At 37.7% G+C, this 17,517-nt stretch carries 13 protein-coding genes and 1 pseudogene; 2 read left to right on the top strand and 12 right to left on the bottom strand.

Going from position 1 to position 17,517, the window contains the following annotated elements; genetic code table 11:
• Nucleotides 1-570 precede the first annotated feature (570 nt).
• From SAY88_RS21180 to SAY88_RS21165, 4 genes and pseudogenes are all read right to left on the bottom strand, one after another.
• Nucleotides 571-672 (bottom strand): annotated as a pseudogene (locus SAY88_RS21180) (recombinase family protein); the annotation flags it as partial.
• Between the two features lie 1,509 nt (nt 673-2,181).
• Entirely contained in the window at nt 2,182-4,626 is a 2,445-nt protein-coding gene (locus tag SAY88_RS21175; RefSeq protein ID WP_431308903.1) for a S8 family serine peptidase, read from the bottom strand.
• Between the two features lie 774 nt (nt 4,627-5,400).
• The gene (locus SAY88_RS21170) at nt 5,401-6,024 is read right to left on the bottom strand and encodes a hypothetical protein (protein WP_332634147.1); all 624 of its coding nucleotides are present in this window, start codon (nt 6,022-6,024) and stop codon (nt 5,401-5,403) included.
• A gap of 141 nt (nt 6,025-6,165) precedes the next feature.
• Nucleotides 6,166-6,396 (bottom strand): DNA-binding protein, encoded by a 231-nt coding sequence (locus SAY88_RS21165; RefSeq protein WP_332634145.1) that lies wholly within the window; start codon nt 6,394-6,396, stop codon nt 6,166-6,168.
• 256 nt (nt 6,397-6,652) lie between these two features.
• On the opposite strand from SAY88_RS21165, the gene SAY88_RS21160 reads away from it, so the two are divergent.
• Nucleotides 6,653-7,702: a YheC/YheD family endospore coat-associated protein gene (locus tag SAY88_RS21160; RefSeq protein ID WP_332634144.1), complete on the top strand. Its 1,050-nt coding sequence runs from the start codon at nt 6,653-6,655 to the stop codon at nt 7,700-7,702.
• 391 nt (nt 7,703-8,093) lie between these two features.
• On the opposite strand, the gene SAY88_RS21155 is transcribed toward SAY88_RS21160, so the two are convergent.
• The 7 genes from SAY88_RS21155 to SAY88_RS21125 form a co-directional block, all read right to left on the bottom strand.
• Complete coding sequence (locus tag SAY88_RS21155; protein WP_332634143.1) at nt 8,094-8,531, bottom strand: hypothetical protein; 438 nt, start codon at nt 8,529-8,531, stop codon at nt 8,094-8,096.
• A 399-nt stretch (nt 8,532-8,930) separates the two neighbouring features.
• Nucleotides 8,931-9,419, bottom strand: a complete 489-nt coding sequence (locus tag SAY88_RS21150; RefSeq protein WP_332634149.1) for an alkaline phosphatase — start codon at nt 9,417-9,419, stop codon at nt 8,931-8,933.
• 113 nt (nt 9,420-9,532) lie between these two features.
• Nucleotides 9,533-12,055, bottom strand: a complete 2,523-nt coding sequence (locus SAY88_RS21145; RefSeq protein ID WP_332634141.1) for a putative bifunctional diguanylate cyclase/phosphodiesterase — start codon at nt 12,053-12,055, stop codon at nt 9,533-9,535.
• A 94-nt stretch (nt 12,056-12,149) separates the two neighbouring features.
• Nucleotides 12,150-12,941: an alpha/beta fold hydrolase gene (locus tag SAY88_RS21140; RefSeq protein ID WP_332634140.1), complete on the bottom strand. Its 792-nt coding sequence runs from the start codon at nt 12,939-12,941 to the stop codon at nt 12,150-12,152.
• A 545-nt stretch (nt 12,942-13,486) separates the two neighbouring features.
• Nucleotides 13,487-13,714, bottom strand: coding sequence for a DUF2187 domain-containing protein (locus SAY88_RS21135; protein ID WP_332634139.1), 228 nt, complete (start codon nt 13,712-13,714; stop codon nt 13,487-13,489).
• Between the two features lie 212 nt (nt 13,715-13,926).
• Entirely contained in the window at nt 13,927-14,670 is a 744-nt protein-coding gene (locus tag SAY88_RS21130; protein ID WP_332634137.1) for a sulfite exporter TauE/SafE family protein, read from the bottom strand.
• Between the two features lie 193 nt (nt 14,671-14,863).
• Nucleotides 14,864-16,159, bottom strand: coding sequence for an S-layer homology domain-containing protein (locus SAY88_RS21125; protein WP_332634136.1), 1,296 nt, complete (start codon nt 16,157-16,159; stop codon nt 14,864-14,866).
• Between the two features lie 424 nt (nt 16,160-16,583).
• Between SAY88_RS21125 and SAY88_RS21120 the strand changes: the two genes are divergently transcribed.
• A complete protein-coding gene (locus SAY88_RS21120) occupies nt 16,584-17,072 on the top strand; it encodes a hypothetical protein (RefSeq protein WP_332634135.1) in 489 nt (162 codons plus the stop codon).
• 271 nt (nt 17,073-17,343) lie between these two features.
• Here the strand turns inward: SAY88_RS21120 and SAY88_RS21115 are convergent, their stop codons facing one another.
• A complete protein-coding gene (locus SAY88_RS21115; protein ID WP_332634133.1) occupies nt 17,344-17,475 on the bottom strand; it encodes a hypothetical protein in 132 nt (43 codons plus the stop codon).
• Nucleotides 17,476-17,517: the final 42 nt, after the last annotated feature.

Raw genomic sequence — 17,517 nt, 5'->3', positions numbered from 1 at the left:
TCCTGAGCCAGGATCAAACTCTCCATAAAAATGGTAAGCTGATTAGCTCAATTTGCATCACGCTAGCAATGCAATAACTTAAGGATGAAATTTGCCCTATCGGGTAAATTTCTTTAACGAGATATCATGTATCTCTATTTCGCTTGGCTTTTGTTCAGTTTTCAAAGAACTCATTTTATCACTTGTTTACCAGCGACAAAAATTATTGTATCATATCCAACAATTCTGCGCAACTGTTTTTTTAAAAGTTTTTGGCTTCTTGTTAAAATGCTTTGTGTTTTCACTCAGCGACAAACAAAAATATATCACACTTATTATTTCCGCGCAAGCATTTTTTAGCTCACTTAAAGGAAATGTTTTTGTGTCGTTATTAGCGACAAGAAATAATATACCACGAACAACTATTCCGCGCAACTGTTTTCTTAGAAATAATTTTTTGTCAGCTTTAATAATCTATCATAACTTCTTTTGGATAACAACAAATATCTTGATTAAAATAAGGTAAGTCTTCTTCTATATAATAAGGAACATATTAAAAATTCTTAGAAGAAAAACTTAGTTACAGTACTCTAGCGCGTGCTCGATTTGGTTCTTACTGTACTTATTTGGTCTTCCTTCTCGAAAATCCTTTCGCCGCTTATCAATAGCCTTTCCTTCTTTCGTTCTCATCACAAACTATGTTAGATAATCAAACGAATATTGTTGAACTATGTTTAAGCTATTATAGGTAAAAAGGAGAGGTTCTAACGCTGCAAGGAATGCACAGCCTTCCTCCCTATCTTGCAGCGCTGCATGCAGCAGCTCGACATCCATGTCTTGGAACACTTTTGACAGCACATTTGAGCCTTTTATGAGCAACGAAAGTTTCCACAGCTCGCGGTCTGTCTCTAAGGAATTATTATCACACCTAGTAAAAGAACATACACTTCTGTTGTATTTTCCATTTGTAAAAAAGCCTCGTATACCTCTTCAAAATGGACATCTAATGATAATCTTGGCATTACTACTTCAAAGTGAATCGACTGTACATTTCATACAGCTCTAATACAGCCTTCTCCACTTCTTTGTAACTGTTAGGATGTTGTAATAATGACAAAAACCTCTCAATACTTCCTCGACATCTTGTTCCTCTAGCATTCGCACTTCAATTTTTCATATTCAACATCACTACTACCCTCACGCTGCTCCTCAACATAGCAAATACTCGCTTCATTATTTACTAGCTTTTCATATTGCTCATTCGTCAGTTGTTACAAGCTCCACGAGTTCTGTCCGAATGTTTTGGTGACTACTCCCCTGTTTCAAAACAACAGGAATACCAAATTCAGGAGCACCCGCAAACAAAGTTTGACCCTCATGTAGAAAATGAGTGAGTCAGCGATATTCGCGTTTTACTTGAGTAATATACTACTGTTGAACAGCGATCGGTTTCTGTCCATAGTACGCAACCATTGTAAAAACAATCCCTAACATTTTTTTGAGAAATGGCCTGCCACTCCGAATCCCAATAACAAAAACCCCCGCTGGTTTGCAGGGGTTAACATTTTTTTACGATTAATGTTTTTTTTATGTTTTATTTTTCTTCCTCACCCTAAAAACAACAATCCCTATCGTAAAGAATAGAGCTAATAAGGCTTTATCAAAATAGCTCGATGTAGTAGTTTGAAAATAACCAAAGATTAATAGTCCAACGTACAGTATGGCAAAAATGAGGATGCTATGTAAAATTATCTTCATGACTTACCCCATTTCATTCATGTAACTTATGTAATACCGTTTTTTTCATAAATCAACCTCCTATTTCAGTCACGCAAAAGAATCTTTCGACAAAAAAAGGTAAAACCCTTTATTTTTCCCTATTTTTCCAAATGATACATTTTAATAAACCAATTACAAAAACCCCCGCGGGTTTGCGCAGGGGGTTTTAACATTGCCAAAGCGGGTGCGTATGACCGCGGTCCGGCTCATAGCAATGTATGTTTATTTTATTTTATATCCAAATTCAGTAGCTTCTCTCTTCCAGTACTTCACGTCTCGCTCGAATGCTTTGCTGTCACTATACCATGACAAGGTTCGAAATGATCTAGAATCTCGGATTGCTGCAAAACCAACTCCACATGCCGCTTTCTTATGCCCGGCGCTTCTTGCCTCTGAATGTCATTAAATATGGACATCATCTACCTAGTCTTTAGTAATAGTTACTAAATAAGCTTTATACTCAGTCACACAAGCTTGCTCTACATACACAGCAAGAACATAATCACCTTCTGACAATTCCTCACCATTCACATTTCCATCCCAAGTAAATTCATGAACTGGCGCCGGCACATTTTCAAATTCACCAATTTCCCCTAAAAATTCTCCAATTGTTCCATTGCTTGCATTGAATTTGTACAAATCATACTCAAGCACTTCAGCTCCACCCGGCAAATAAGAACCGACATAATACCCTTCACCTTCTTTACCAAGAAAAGCCCCCGTCACACGCGGATAATCAGGCTCACCAACAAATAAGATCGTCGGGACATCAATTACCACTGATCCATCACTAACTTTAATTGTCCCTTCATAATATCCAGGTTCCAACTTCGCAGTATTAACCTGTACATTAAACTGAACTTGCTGCTTATTCCCCCCATGTACATTTAGGTTATTACTTGTATTCACTCTAATACCGTCTGGATTACCCGTAAACTCAACATCAAAGCTATAACGTTTTCTTTCACCTGAGAGGTTTTTAATCGTGAAGCTTTGTCCTTCTACTTGTCTGCCAGTATCCTTCACAAACTTACCAAACGAGTGGCTTCCTGAAGTAACAAGTGTTTCCGCCTCAATCGCATCTAGCACTCGAATGCTACCAGCACCTTGTGTATTGTGCGGATACACTTTTCCTGTCGCAGGGTTAATCATGTCTTCCGCCGTATTCATTAAGGCCGCCTTCACATCTTCTACTTCATAAGTAGGATGTGCTTCTAAAACCAACGCTGCAGCACCCGCTACATGCGGTGCAGCCATACTCGTTCCTTGAAGCGCAGCATATCCATATGGATTTTCAGGATTATGCGTCGGAATTGTACTTGTAATATTCACACCTGGCGCCGATACATCTGGTTTCACCATCCAAGTACCTGTAACTGGACCACGAGATGAGAAGTCTGCAACCGTTTCTCCCACTTCATGAGCAAATTCAATGTCAAAGGAAACCGTATTGTTACCAGCCTCTAGTTCAGCAAGAAGCTTTTGTCCATCTTCAAGAGTCGTCTTGATCGTTGGAACAGCCATTCCTGGAACATCTGGATGTTCACCAGTAACATTATTGTAAATAATTGCACCAACGGCACCTGCATTTTTAGCATTTTCTGCTTTATCAACAAAGGCAAACTCACCGCGGCTAATTAATGCAATCTTGCCTTCAAGATCTTTGCCCTCAAAGTCTGATACAGCACCTAACCCAACATGTACATACTCATACTCACCCTCATTTAAAGCAAGCAATTCTTCCTCAGTTGGAAAACCCATTACTTTTGCAGAAGGATATTCAACACCTTCAGAAGTAAAGATTCCTGACGTAAACACATTGTAAGGCAAACGAGTCGCACCTACAGAAATCGCTTCACGCGACGTACCTGGTGAACCAACTGTCCAGTTATTAGGACCACTATTTCCATTTGAAGTTACAGCAACGACTCCCTCTGCCATCGCCCAGTCTAATGCAATACTCGTAGCCCAGTCAGGAGAATTAATCGTATTTCCTAACGATAAGTTCATAATATCCGCACCGTCTTGTACCGCTCGCTCAATACCAGCAACCACATTTTCAGTAGAGCCGCTACCGCCAGGACCTAGTACACGATACGCGAGTAGCGTAGCATCCGGAGCTACCCCTTTAATCGCACCATTTGCCGCAACTGTTCCCGCTACGTGAGTCCCGTGATTTGTTGATCCGCCACGCGGGTCGCCAGGAGGTGTCTCTTGTGGATCCTCATTGTTATCTACAAAGTCATACCCTTTATACTCACCAAAGGCATGCTCTAAGTCCGGGTGAGTATAATCTGTACCAGTATCAATAACCGCTACTGTAATTCCTTCACCAGTAAAGCCAGCATCCCATGCCAAATCTGACCCAATAAAAGGTGCACTCTCCAGCATGTTTGGATTAAACACTTCCGGATCAACTTCAATAGCATCCACCGTATACTCTACGTTTGGATAGACTTCTTTTACTCCAGGAATCGTTAAAAGTTCCGTTACTCGATTACCTGGAAGTTCAACAGAAAACCCAGAGAACACATGATCATACTCTCGGTTTACTTTTGCGTTGTTTACTTTATCCTTCACCGCATCAACTACCTTGCCTCTTTCAGAAGCTAGTTTCGCCTTAGATTGGCTTTTTCCTTTATGTTTTGCTTCCACAATACTTTCTTCTTCCAATTCAACAATGACTGTCGTTGGAGCTGAAGATGCTAAATCAATATCACCAAAAAGTTCGCCTGTCGGAAGTTCGGTTAGCTTCCGCTCTGAGTTTGCAAACGCTCCCATACTAAAAGTGGATAATAATAATACAATTGCTAAAAAGCTAATTAGTAATTTTGAGCTTTTTCTAAACACCAAAAAACACCCTCTCATCTTCTTTTTGGGATTTCAAATCTTCTATACTATTCATTCACCTCCTGAGTTTAGAAGAGTTAGAATATTTTTGAAATATATTACTATAATCTAAATACCATCTTTTTTAAATATCTCCTCCTAGACTATCGAACGATTAACAAGCTTAAATTTTTAGGAAAAATGCCATATTTACCGTGAATTTTCTTCGTATTTCGAAGTATTCGACGAAAATTCACGGTACTTTATTCTTATTCAAATATAAAATCCGAAAACATAACCGTAGTTCCTTTTTCCTAACACACTTTGATCGTTCTGTCCAAAGTGGAAATTTTGCTGGTCGACCTTTAAAATACAAAAAAGCACTCACCAAAGTTAAGGGATTGATTGATAGGGTAAAGAATTACATTCGCAACTCTTTTAACAGCCCAATTAACAATTATTTAGTTGTAAAAATAACAATACTATTAACAGGATAATCCCAATAAAATAGAATTCTATTTTAATAGCTGAATTAGCACCCACATTGCTGTTTTTGACGTTCCTCGTTCCGTTATTCCCCTGTTTCGACCTATATTTCCAGTGATGTTATGACTTTAAAAGAACCAGGATCCTCTTTACCCTTTTAAGAAGCGGTGATTAGCGGAATCAGGATCCATTATACACCTGCTTTAGCACTTATTTTTAAAAAAGTAAAAAAACGAAAGACGAAAATCTGTGTGATTTCCGTCTTCATTTGCAATGTTATTTGGAATTTTTTCGTAAGCTACTCTTTACAATTTCCAATATTAAATTCTAATTTGCAAGCCTTAGCGTCTTTCCTTCAGCTATTTTCTCTGCTTTACGCTTAACTTCCTCTTTATCGGCACGATCATCCACTGTAATCTCAATCACATTGTCACTCATACGCGCCTCTTTTACGCCATTAATGTTTTGAATTCGTGAAAGTAAACTTTGAATCGTTAGACCATTTCGTTGGACCTGATTTTGTCCAACAATTCGGTCATGATCTCTCCTTAAAACCTGTCCATTTTCACGACCAGCTCCTCTAGTTTGACCTTGAGCTGTTCCCCTTTGCCCTTGTCTATCTCCATCTAATCCAAAAAATCCGCCAGCTCGACCTTGTCCAAAGTCTGTCCCAAATCCTCTTGGACGATCCCGACCTACTTCAACTTCTCCGGGTTCACGACCTTGACCTCTAAAAAAACCACCATCATGGTCGACTTGACCTCCCAAATCATTGCGAACCCCTACTCCTGGACCTCTTCTATCAACTCCAAACGCACTATGGCGATCTGCAGCACCTATACCTTGTTGTTGATTTGTCCCTGTATCTGTTGCTTGATTATCTACTCCACAGCCAGCAAGACCACTGACCAAAATCGCTGCTGCAGCGACTGACATCGTAATTTTTTTCATGATGAATCCCCCCTTTTTATAAAATGCCTTTAAAAGGGGGCAATTACACTGTTAGTTCTTGGGTATTTACTGAATAACTCACGCTTTTTGGGAGATGCTATTTTTAACCCATTCTACAGAAGATTCTATGAGCCAAAAAGCTTACTCCCCTAATTTCAGCAACCACTCACGCAGCTTTGCTTTTGGATAGTACACTTTATCGTTGATAACAATATGAGGAATGCTCGGATGTTCATCAATTAGTTTTTCCGCATCTTCCTTAGAAATTCTAATAAAATGATGTACGTCGTTTTGTTTTATCAATTCATGATCATCGTTATCATCGAGTGATGTTAAGATATTTTTGGCTTCAGGATTTTTATAATTTTTCAATCCGTCCCTTATTGTAATTATTAGCTATCCAACAAAAATTTTTAAATAATGATCTTAAAATAGATCTTTTGACTCATTTTATATTCATAAATTATTTAGTATTCGTATAGATTTTAGGATTGATGCCCCCCTCGAGTAGTAACACATTATATTTTCCCCAAAATACTCATTTACCTAGTACAGGTACTCCTCACTCACGTAAACTGTTAAATAAGAGGTTTTTTACAAAGTCAGCATAATTAGCAGGTGATAACATATGGGCAATTTACCCTTAATAGGAATTATGGTCCCTAATCAGAGACAACGAAACAACATATTAAACATGTATCAACGTTATAAAGGAGAACTAAGGATCGAACTGTTTTCATTTACCCCAAAAGACATTAATTGGAGAAAACGTACGATTCGCGGAGTCTGTCTAAAAAATAATACATGTGAAACTGAGATTTTCCGTTTTCCTGATGCTGTATACAACCGCTGTTACAGGAAAAAGAAAAAAACAATACGTAAGTTGGAAAAATATATTGGGAAAAATAAATGCTTTAATGCTATAACGTATTTTAATAAATGGCGGATTTATAAGATCTTATCGAGTAATAATCTTGGTAAATTATTACCATCTACGTCGTTGTATCATCCGGACTTGTTAGCGGAACAGTTAACTACGAATAAACGTTTGATTTTGAAACCTTCTTATGGCTCCCTAGGCAGACATATCTATTTAATTGAATCAACTAAAGACAATATAATAAAGGTCTATCAAGACTCCTTAACACCTAGATACATGTTTGACGATATAAACTTACTTTTAGAAACAATAACCGACCTAATCGGAAAGAAGAACTATATTTTACAAAAAGAGATAAAACTAGCAAAAGTAAGGGGGAAAATGGTAGATTTAAGAATACTAATTCAAAAAGATAGACATGGAAGGTGGGGTTTTACCAAAGGAATCAGTCGAGTAGCTCCTTATAACTTTTTTATCACAAACGTTAGCGAACGAATTTATGAAATGGATGAGACGCTTGAGATGTTAGTTAGTGATCCACTAAAAAGAAACGCGATGATTCAGGAGATTCAAGAGACTTGTATAAAAGTAAGTCAAATACTAGAAGAGAAAATCGGCTTATTAGGAGAAATCGGAATCGATATGGCGCTCGACGAGAATGGACGTATTTGGATCATAGAGGTTAATGGCAAAACACAAAAATTTATATATCACATGGTAAATGGAAGCGATTGTAAAGAAATTGACCTTATTTATAAACGGCCTTTAGAGTATGCATCTTATTTATCACAAACATAACTGATTTAGCCCTTTAAAAAAGTCCATGAATCCCCTCCTTTAAAGGATTATACATGATTTTCCATCAAGTATAATATGTAATTATATCTACGACAAAACATGTAGTTATTAGAACTTTTTCAGAAAAAAGACCCTCACCAAAAAATGAGGATCTTTTTTATATACTAGGTGGTGAACATTATATGATTGCTATTGATCTTCTTCCAGACATTTCGGACAAAATGATCTGTTGAATTTCCTAAATACTCCAGTATATTTACTGACTTGTTCTTTGGAATCTTTAAACCTTGTTTTATTTGATTAGACTTTATTACCAGTCTAATCGTTATTAAAACTAGCTCACGAATAAGATCATGCCATCAATTTTGATACTTACTAGATATACTCTAAGTTAATCATCGAACTCAATAAATTCTTCATGTTTGAACACCATTGACACGGCTGTACGTCCATCCTCGTTACCACCTGATAAAGCTACGACTATGCGGTCTCCATCTTTATCTATATCACCTTCAACAACCACACGGAGCATATTGTTACCAGTGAAGGTACCTGGCCCGGAATCTACTTTTAACACTGCACAGTTTCCCGCAGGTATTGTGACGTCGTCTTGACGAAAAATCTCAATCTCTGGAGGAGTCGCCGGAAATAAATCAAGATCTCTACAAACATGAACTGATACATCTACAGTGGAAGGTAGTCTTGCAAGATTTTTAAAACCAATCAATAGAAAATCAACAGCTCCCTCTTCTGGATCTCCATCAATAGATAATGGTACAAAAAATGGTCCTGATGTGAGTCTATTTTGTGGTCTAGGTCTTATGCCCATATGTTAATATCATCCTTTCCTTTTGATAAAACCATCTTATTCTAAACGATCTTTTTTGTGCTATGGGCAAAACACTATATTGAAACCGTAATAATTGTCTTGATATGATGAGAATGGTATTGGTAGGAAATTCGATCAAAATCGGTAACCAGTTAGTCCATACAGCGGGGTCTTCAGGGGGTACTTGTCATGATAAAGTACATAGCTAAACGCATAAACAAAGACACTAGCGCACCAGATCTCGGACTTTTCTTATGCGTAAATAAGGATTGTCCCAAAAAGGTCGGTTGTTGACCTATTGAGACAATCCCGGAGCAGAGGAGTGATTTTTCCCTCTCTAATCGAATAGCGTACGGAGCTTACTTTTGAGACAGCCCCCATTCGACAATCTAGGTACCTCTACTCTGCAAACTCTATCTTCATCGCCTCAGCCATCCTCTTCGGCAAATCTGTATTATCTAGTAAGCCGTTAAATAAATCAGCTGAAGGACCGTAGGCATACAAAGGAACATCCACCCCTGAGTGAGCCGTTGTGGACCAGCCAACATACGCTCTTTCACTAATAATCGTATTAATAACAAAGTCGACTCGATTACTTGGAGCTGTTTGAATACGCTCTTCTTCACTAGCAGTTAACTCAATATTCGCGTATGTACGAAGAACTTCTGTTGCATTGCTACGGTCTTCATGTAATTGATTAGCCATGTAACTTCCTGTTGCTGTTACATCAAGTAACATCTCAACATTGGAACGATACTCATCATATCCTCCAACCGTCATTCCACCCGTATCATGGTCACCTGCTACAACTACTAATGTTTTGCGGTCATTTTTCGCAAATTCAAGTGCCTCTTCAACCGCTTCTTCAAACGCCTCAGACCTAGGAATAATAGTTTTTCTATTTACAAAAAAACCTGTCTCCTGTCTATTTTGACTAGCAAAACAGACAGGAGATCAGGCACCCTTTTGATTCCATATGACAAACTTCGGGTGGTATCCACCTACCCCAACAACCTCTCCAACTCTTCCGCACAAACCGGTTTACTAAACAAATAGCCTTGCATGTGATAGCAGTCATTCTTCATCAGAAACTCTTTCTGATATTCTTCCTCTACCCCTTCAGCAATAACGTGTAATCGCAATCCGCGTGCGAGGTGAATAACCGTTTCTGCTATTTCAGAATTACTATGATCCTCTTGAATATCTTGAATAAAGGAGCGGTCTATTTTCAAGCAGTTGATTGGCAATGTCTTTAAGTAACTTAACGAAGAATAGCCTGTTCCAAAATCGTCAATCGAAATGGAAATTCCATATTCTTGTAATCCTTTTAAAGCCCTAATCGTTTCTTTCGAATTGAAAAGGAGGGTACTTTCTGTAATTTCAATTTCAAAAAGTTCGGGTGCTAACCCGCAGTCAGAAATGATTTCTTTCACTTGTCTGACTAAATAGCACGGATCTTGAAACTGTTTCGCAGAGAAGTTCACCGCAAGACTTAATGATTCGACTCGACCTTCATTCCACTTCGTTACCTGGGAACAAGCATTTTTCATGGCAATTTCCCACAATGGATTAATGAGTCCTGTTTCCTCCGCAACAGCAATAAACTTGTCTGGCGGAACAAACCCAAGCTCTTCATCTGTCCATCTGAGTAATGCTTCAACTCCCGTCATTATATTAGTACGAGCATCGATTTTTGGCTGATAATAGACTTCAATCTGTTTATTTTTTATTGCTTTTCTTAAGCGCGCTTCAATACGTAGTTTCTTGTTTTTCTCTATGCTGATTTTCTCATCATAAAGTATCGCTTTATTTCCATCCTTTTTCTTGGCAACATACATCGCTCCATCGGCGTTTATCATCAGAGCATCCATATTGTCAGTATGTTCCGGGTACAGGCTTATGCCGCAGCTCGCACTGACTGTTACTTCATTTCCATCTAGCAAAAATGGTTGATTAACCTTCTCTATAATCGTATCAGCAATCGTCATAACCTCTTCTTTTTCAAGCTGGCTACACAAAATAACAAATTCATCTCCGCCCTGTCTCGTCAAAACACTATTTCCTTTAGTCAGGCAGCTCTGGATTCGTTTTGAAATCAATTGGATTAATTGATCTCCTTTGGCATGACCTAACGTGTCGTTCACATCTTTGAAGCGATCGATATCAATAAATAAGACAGCGACCGTCTCTCCTGTTCCTTTGGCATGTTCCATTCTTTGCTCTAACTCTTCTTGGAAGTACCTTCTGTTAAGTAAACCTGTAAGCGGATCGTGGTAAGCCTGAAATTTAATCACCTTCTGGCTCTCTTTCAAATCGTCTACATAATTTTGTAGAGAATTTGATAATGCATTCACATTTTGCGTAAGATGGCCAAGCTCATCTTTTCTTTTTAACTCGATATTTCCCCCAAAATTCCCTTCAGCAATCTCATTTACCTTTTCAACAATATATCCAATCGGTTTCGTTATCGAACGCGAGAATATTAAACTTGTAAGGAACACACCAAAAATAAATGGAATTGATAAAAGGAGGTGCTGCCATAATTCATTTCTTAACTCGTTCTCAATTAAGCTATAGTCATACGATAATCCAATGACATAAGGATCCTGTGTATCCAGATCAATTGGAACAAATGTTTTTGAAACCATTTTTCCATTGATCTCATCTATATAATTCTGTGATTCGCCTGTTTCTACAGCTACTTGAACGAACTCTACATCGAGGTCCTGATTGCCATATTCATATGTTCCATACCAAATCGGTTGATCCACAATCCGGATAAAGTTATTCCAATCAAGATAAAGCTCTTCCATCTCTTTCCCAAAGCTCTCCGGATTAATTACAGTTAACTCAAGGACACCTTCCAGTTTATCTGTAAAACGTTCAATGATGTTCCCAGGACCAAACCGCTTCTCATACTCAAGTACCTCGTTATCGCGATTGTACGGATTAATAATATAATCCATAGATCCATCATAGTAATATCCCCACTTATCCGTATGTTCAGGATTACTTGCAGCTACTTCAATAGGACCTGTCCAATATTCAGGAAGAGCTAATCCCTCCTCCACTGTTACAGGCTCTACTGCGAAAAGCTGCTTGAAAGCATCATACCAAAACAGCCATTGATTTGTTGACAGCCCAATCTGATGAGGATCAGACGATTTTACTCCAATGATGTCATCCTCTGTTTCAGCAAGCAAGGTAATATGAGATATCATCAGTTCCTCGGCCAACTCAACTAATTGTTCATTTGTGACATCTTCGTAGTTGGCAGGCAAGGAGTTTCTAATAGCGATTGAAGCCGTTCGTAACTCTCTTCCCATAATATCTTCAACATACAAAGCGCCGCCCTTGGCGTTTTCTACTTGAAATGATATTTCCTGAGTAATTAACTCAATTTCTCTTTCCTTATATTCAACAAGCTTATCTTTCGAACGCATGTAATGTAATGAACTATGAGCAATTAAAATACATAAGACCAATAATGTAAAAATTAACGGTAATTTCTTTTTAATAGACAACCATTGCCACCTCCTTTTTCATCAAAAGCTATTTAAAAAACCTCTGCAAAGGAAATCCCATACAAAGGTGAATTCTGCCAAATACAAACCAATTTTACATGGCTGTCTCAAGAAATTCATGGTCAGAAATAAACACTTCTTTAGTCATGTTTCCTAGGTCATTTCGTAGGAACGATTCAAATAGGAATAGAAATTTTTCAGGCTGGTGAACATGAGCTACATGCCCAGCATGTTTTATTTCTTCATATTTCACATGAGGAAGATATTGCTTTAGATCGATAAGGGTACTTTTATACAGTTGATCATATTCTCCCATCACCCATAAAACAGGGATTTCCGTTCCAAGTAACGCTGACTTTGAATCGAATTCAAGCTGCAATCGTATCGCTTTATTCAATACTTTAGGGGGAAGTTGGAGAGCATGATGCAAAAAGATAGATTCCGAGTCTTCACGTATAAATGGATGATTTGGATTTAGCAAAGTCGCATATTGTTTTAGCCACATTTTATAATCAGATTTCCCTTTATCCTCTAACACCCGAATGAGATTTTCACTAAATTGCGATGGCTCATTGCAACAATATCCGCCGACAAACGTCATACTCGCTACTCGTTCAGGATACTTATTTGCAAAAGCCTGAGCGATAATACTCCCGAAACTAAGTGCGCATAAATGAGCTTTTTTTACATTTCCTAGAACGAACTTGCAATAAAGTTGCTCCATAAAAACATCTATGATAGGAAGCCCGTCCACTTCTGAGTCTCTAACATCATACAGATCGTACGAAATACACTGATAGTCACCTTGTAACATCTCTATTTCTTTTTTAAACGCATTCTTATTACCGACAATTCCATGCAAAAAAATAATTGTTTCTTTTCCCATATTATCGAAACCTCTTATATTTTGACTTTTTTAAAATTATATTAAGAAAGTTATACTACTATGGAACATCTATTATACAGAATACTTATCTTTTTATTATATTTCTTCCAATAGAAACTAGCAAAGTGAAACATTTGGTAACATAGAATTTCATTATTATTGAAAAATAGTTAAATGTATCCTTTTGTTATAACTTGAAGGGGACGAATTGCGTTTGAAACACTTACGAGGTTTAGTGTGAAGATCATTGGGGTTGGCAACGCAAGAAAATATATCTGCAAATCTACTGAAATATTCTCTTTATGGGAACGAGCGTTGATCGCTCAACGCTCGATGAAGTTAGATTTCTCACTCAAAAAATCCGTACATTACCGTCATAGGCATTTATAAACACGATGTTCCAACAGAAACGAAACCCGCATCAAAATAAGCTTCCACAGTACTGTACAAGCCATGCTCGCAGCTGGACAATGAAAAAGGGCGTATAGTGAAATACACAGGGAATTTATCTTTATGATGAATTATCAAAATGCTAAGCGACAATGTTAACTCTTAATTTTCTTATAACTATCATGCTTCACAACAGTCCGCAGACTGCTGCCATCATTTTGTTTGACGTTGTCAAAATTCACCGCAATCGTATTATTGTAAATGTTAATAACTGATGCCTTCTCGCCTTTGTAATCCCCTTTTGTCACTTGAATTCTGTCGTCAATTTGTACATCGACTGCGGGTTTCTCTTGTTTTTCTTGTTTTTCTGTTACATCAGACATGAACACATCTCCCTTTGAACAAAATAACTACTATCATAAGCTTTTGACGATTGTAGTGCTTTTATTTATTAAAAAAGCTGGGAAAATAAAGCTCTCGCCCTTTATTAGCATTACATAATCGGTTCGAGCTTTGCTTTCTGTCCAAACTAGCGGAGTAACTGTCGAGAACTTGGGATTCACTGTCGAAACTCACCATTATACTGTCCAAAGCCCTAAAGAAGAGCCGTCACCATCAAGTTAGCAGCTGCAAGCGCGACAACAATACCAGCGATCTTTTTTATATTTTGTTGGGAAAGCTTCGTAAACAGAGCAACACCAAGACGTGAGCCGACCAAGACACTCACAAGACCAACTAAGAAATACCCTAGAAAATCTAACGAAAAGTCACCACTTACTCCATGCAGCGTCACGGTCATAATCGCGGTCATAACAAAGGTCACCTGAAGATTGGCGCTATAAGCATATTTGTTGTTATGAAAAAGCAAAAGAAAATAAAACACAAAAAATGGCCCACCAACAGCAAACACTCCGCCGATGAGACCTCCTCCTAATCCTAAAATGATTGGAAGCCATGTTCCATTCACTTTCGAATCCGGCTTCGGAGGCTTGCTTCGGAACAAATAAATAACAACACAAAGTAAAAACACACCAAGGAATATCTTTAGAATTTCAAGCTCTCCATAATGATGCAACACGAAAAATCCACCGACACGCCCAACTAGCGCAGCAGACAAAATAATAAGCAATGACCGCCACTGAATATGCTTAAACAATTGCAAAGCAATACTCACTGACAGCACTAAGGCGAGCGACACAACTAGAAGCGTACTTTCTTTCACCGTAAACATTAAAGGTAAGAACCCCATGGCAATCAATCCAAATCCAAAGCCACTTACCCCTTGAATAAAACTCCCAAAAAGGAGAATCAAAAAAATAATTGCTAACTCTAATATCATAATATAGCGAACCTTTCAGTATAAAAATAAACGACAAAAAACAAACTATCTTTTATTATAACAAAAATACCATTCACCTCTTCACTTATTGCTCAGCAACAACCGATATTCACGCTTTATTTCTCTGCTTTCTGTCCGACACTTCATGGAACCAAATGAAGAGAAACGGAACCCCCGTTTCTCTTCACTCGATTTACTTATTTATTTCATTATTTTCATATAAACGATGAATAATTGCAGCCAATTGGGCTCTTGTCATTGGCTGATTAGGCTTAAACGTGCCATCTGAATAACCGTTAATAATACCCTTTTGTCTCATTGTTTCAATCGCTACCAAAGCCCAATGATCATCTCTCACATCAGTAAAAGCTCTTGTTCCACCTTGTGCTGGTTGTGAATAAAATCCAGCATTGTAAAAGATTTGAGCGACTTGTGCTCTTGTTACATCAGTACTTGGTGAGAAATTTCCATTTCCTGTACCGTTCATAATATTATTTTGCGCGACTAAACTAACAGCATCGAATGCCCAAAAATTCGTTGATATATCATTAAATCGAACAGGAGTGCCCTCTGACTGTAAGTTTAAGAAATTAGAAAGAATCGTTGCTGCTTGTGCTCTAGTTAAATGATTATTTGGTCTAAACGTTTGATCAGAGTGACCATTAAGCCATCCTTTTTCCGCTGCAAATAAAATCGATTCTTCAGCCCAATGTCCATTAACGTCACGGAATACTGACCCATTCGTACTTTTTGTACTTCCATTATCTTGACGATCATACTCAAATAAGTTCCACTGATTCATTATTCTTCCTACTGCATCACGGTAATAAGATCCACCTAAATGGTTATACCCTGCATTAGCAATATCAAATAAATACTGTCTAGATGCATCCTCAATACTCATACCATTTGTCAAATTCGATTGGTACTTCTCACGAGCAAAGCCGTATCTTTGATTTTGAAGAAGTGTCCCAGCTAAGAAATTAAACGCATCTTCATAAGAGTTGAATTGTCGGTACCAATTATCTCTTCTTTGACTTTCATCAAATATAATACGGTCTGGCCCTAAATTTTCAATAATCGGAATCGCTCTTTCAAAATCCTCATCAGGTTGACCTTTTAATTGCCAAGCGTTAGCAGGATTAAATCCCCACACTTTGATTCCAAAAAGATTATTTGCATAATGAGCAATTCTTGTCGTTCCGTAACCACTTTCTAATACGGACATACCAATGATAGCACTAGCTGGCACTCCCCATTGTTCACTTGCCCTTACAGCATATGGAACAACCTCTTGAATAAAACGTTGTTGTTCTTGAGTAGTAGGTCTATTCTTCATTGCTAAATATGTATTGCTGTTTCTACCTAACTCTCTATCTTCAAACGGCAAAGGATCAAATAATGCCGCATAAGCTGACTGAGTTCCTACCGTAAATAATGAAAATACCAAAACTATAGAAAGGACAATCTTAGATGTCAATTTTGCCAATAAATTCCCCGCCCTTGTTAGTAATCTATGAAAAACTCAACAGGTAGTATCTTAGCAGAATTACTAACAAAAAGGACAAGATGATTACAAATAACTCATGGTAAGTAATTGTAAAAGTAGGAGTCTATTCTATTTCTCTTTAAGTCTTACATTTTTTAAATCTTTCATACTTTTATAAATCTATCAATCACATAAAAACCTTTCAACAATATCTTACAATTTTAGACAACCTTTGAATCCGTCTGAACCGTAGCAGTGATCAGGATTATGTCGTCTCACGAAATATAGTCAGCGCTGTTCCTGTAAAACAAAGTCGATATATGTAAAACGATTACAAAAGGGGATTAGATAATTTTGTAGAAGTGAGAGATAACAGCGAAACGTATGTAAAACTAGGGGATATTAAAAACGGAAGGTGAATGATATGCTAAAAATTTTAAAAATTTTTAAAACTTCATATAGCAAAGAACAAGATATGTGTGAACGAAAGCTTGTAAAGATTATGAAGCGATTAAATGTAGCCTATTTCGATTACAATTGGGACCGCAGCAGTTGTTATATTGAATTCCGTTATCATGAAACCTTGTACAAAATGGAACATTCAGCTGACAAAGCGACAGGCACAGGTGTTGCTGAGTTTAAGAGTGGGTTGGATTGTTTAGTTGAATTAGTTGAAACGCTTGAAGATCTTTGCCAAATCATTGATCGAGGAACATATAAACTTGAAACGTGGCTATCCGGCATGCAAAAGACACCTTTAATTGAAGACAAGCCTGAATCCCTAGAAAATACTCAAATCAAACATAAGTTATCAGAAAAACAAAACCATGATGAGTTTATGCTGGATACCTCTGAACCTTCCCTAGTGAACTTTAACAGAAATAAGGTCGTTCAGCGGACTATAAGCAAATAAAAAAACGCCTCCCATAATAGAACATTATGGAGGCGTTTTGCATTAAACCTCTATCTTGTTTTGTTCGTGAAAGCGATACTTATGATACATTTCCTTATACCCTATCGACTTAAAATGCATCACATCATAATAAGTAAGCCCACTAGAATTGGTATGTTTCTTGAACCAGGATCTCAGATTTGTTAATAGAATCATAAAACCCCTCCCCTTTATACAGGTTATTCTGATTAAGGGGAGGTGATCACTATTTTCCTGCAATCAGGCTACACCTTTAATATTCAATGTCCTCATAATCCTTTGGCTGAGGTACTGGCTGCATATTGTCTCTAGAAGGCTGGCCTTTTTGCCCCTGCTCTTGTCTTCCCTTAACGCCATTAGCTCTTTGCTTTCCTTGCTTTTTCATCTCAATCCCTCCTTTCTTTAAAAAATCACTACATTCACAGGG

It is taken from the genome of Halalkalibacter flavus (genome assembly GCF_036663575.1).
Classification (GTDB): Bacteria; Bacillota; Bacilli; order Bacillales; family Bacillaceae_D; genus Halalkalibacter; species Halalkalibacter flavus.
The sequence above is the reverse complement of the archived record's forward strand: the minus strand, read 5'-3'. Positions and strand labels throughout refer to the sequence as shown.

Excerpts from the sequence above, each read along its gene's own strand:
- SAY88_RS21175 (WP_431308903.1), bottom strand. The coding sequence starts at position 4,626 with ATGAGAGGGTGTTTTTTGGTGTTTAGAAAAAGCTCAAAATTACTAATT.
- SAY88_RS21170 (WP_332634147.1), bottom strand. The coding sequence starts at position 6,024 with ATGAAAAAAATTACGATGTCAGTCGCTGCAGCAGCGATTTTGGTCAGT.
- SAY88_RS21160 (WP_332634144.1), top strand. The coding sequence starts at position 6,653 with ATGGGCAATTTACCCTTAATAGGAATTATGGTCCCTAATCAGAGACAA.
- SAY88_RS21155 (WP_332634143.1), bottom strand. The coding sequence starts at position 8,531 with ATGGGCATAAGACCTAGACCACAAAATAGACTCACATCAGGACCATTT.
- SAY88_RS21140 (WP_332634140.1), bottom strand. The coding sequence starts at position 12,941 with ATGGGAAAAGAAACAATTATTTTTTTGCATGGAATTGTCGGTAATAAG.
- SAY88_RS21135 (WP_332634139.1), bottom strand. The coding sequence starts at position 13,714 with ATGTCTGATGTAACAGAAAAACAAGAAAAACAAGAGAAACCCGCAGTC.
- SAY88_RS21130 (WP_332634137.1), bottom strand. The coding sequence starts at position 14,670 with ATGATATTAGAGTTAGCAATTATTTTTTTGATTCTCCTTTTTGGGAGT.
- SAY88_RS21120 (WP_332634135.1), top strand. The coding sequence starts at position 16,584 with ATGCTAAAAATTTTAAAAATTTTTAAAACTTCATATAGCAAAGAACAA.
- SAY88_RS21115 (WP_332634133.1), bottom strand. The coding sequence starts at position 17,475 with ATGAAAAAGCAAGGAAAGCAAAGAGCTAATGGCGTTAAGGGAAGACAA.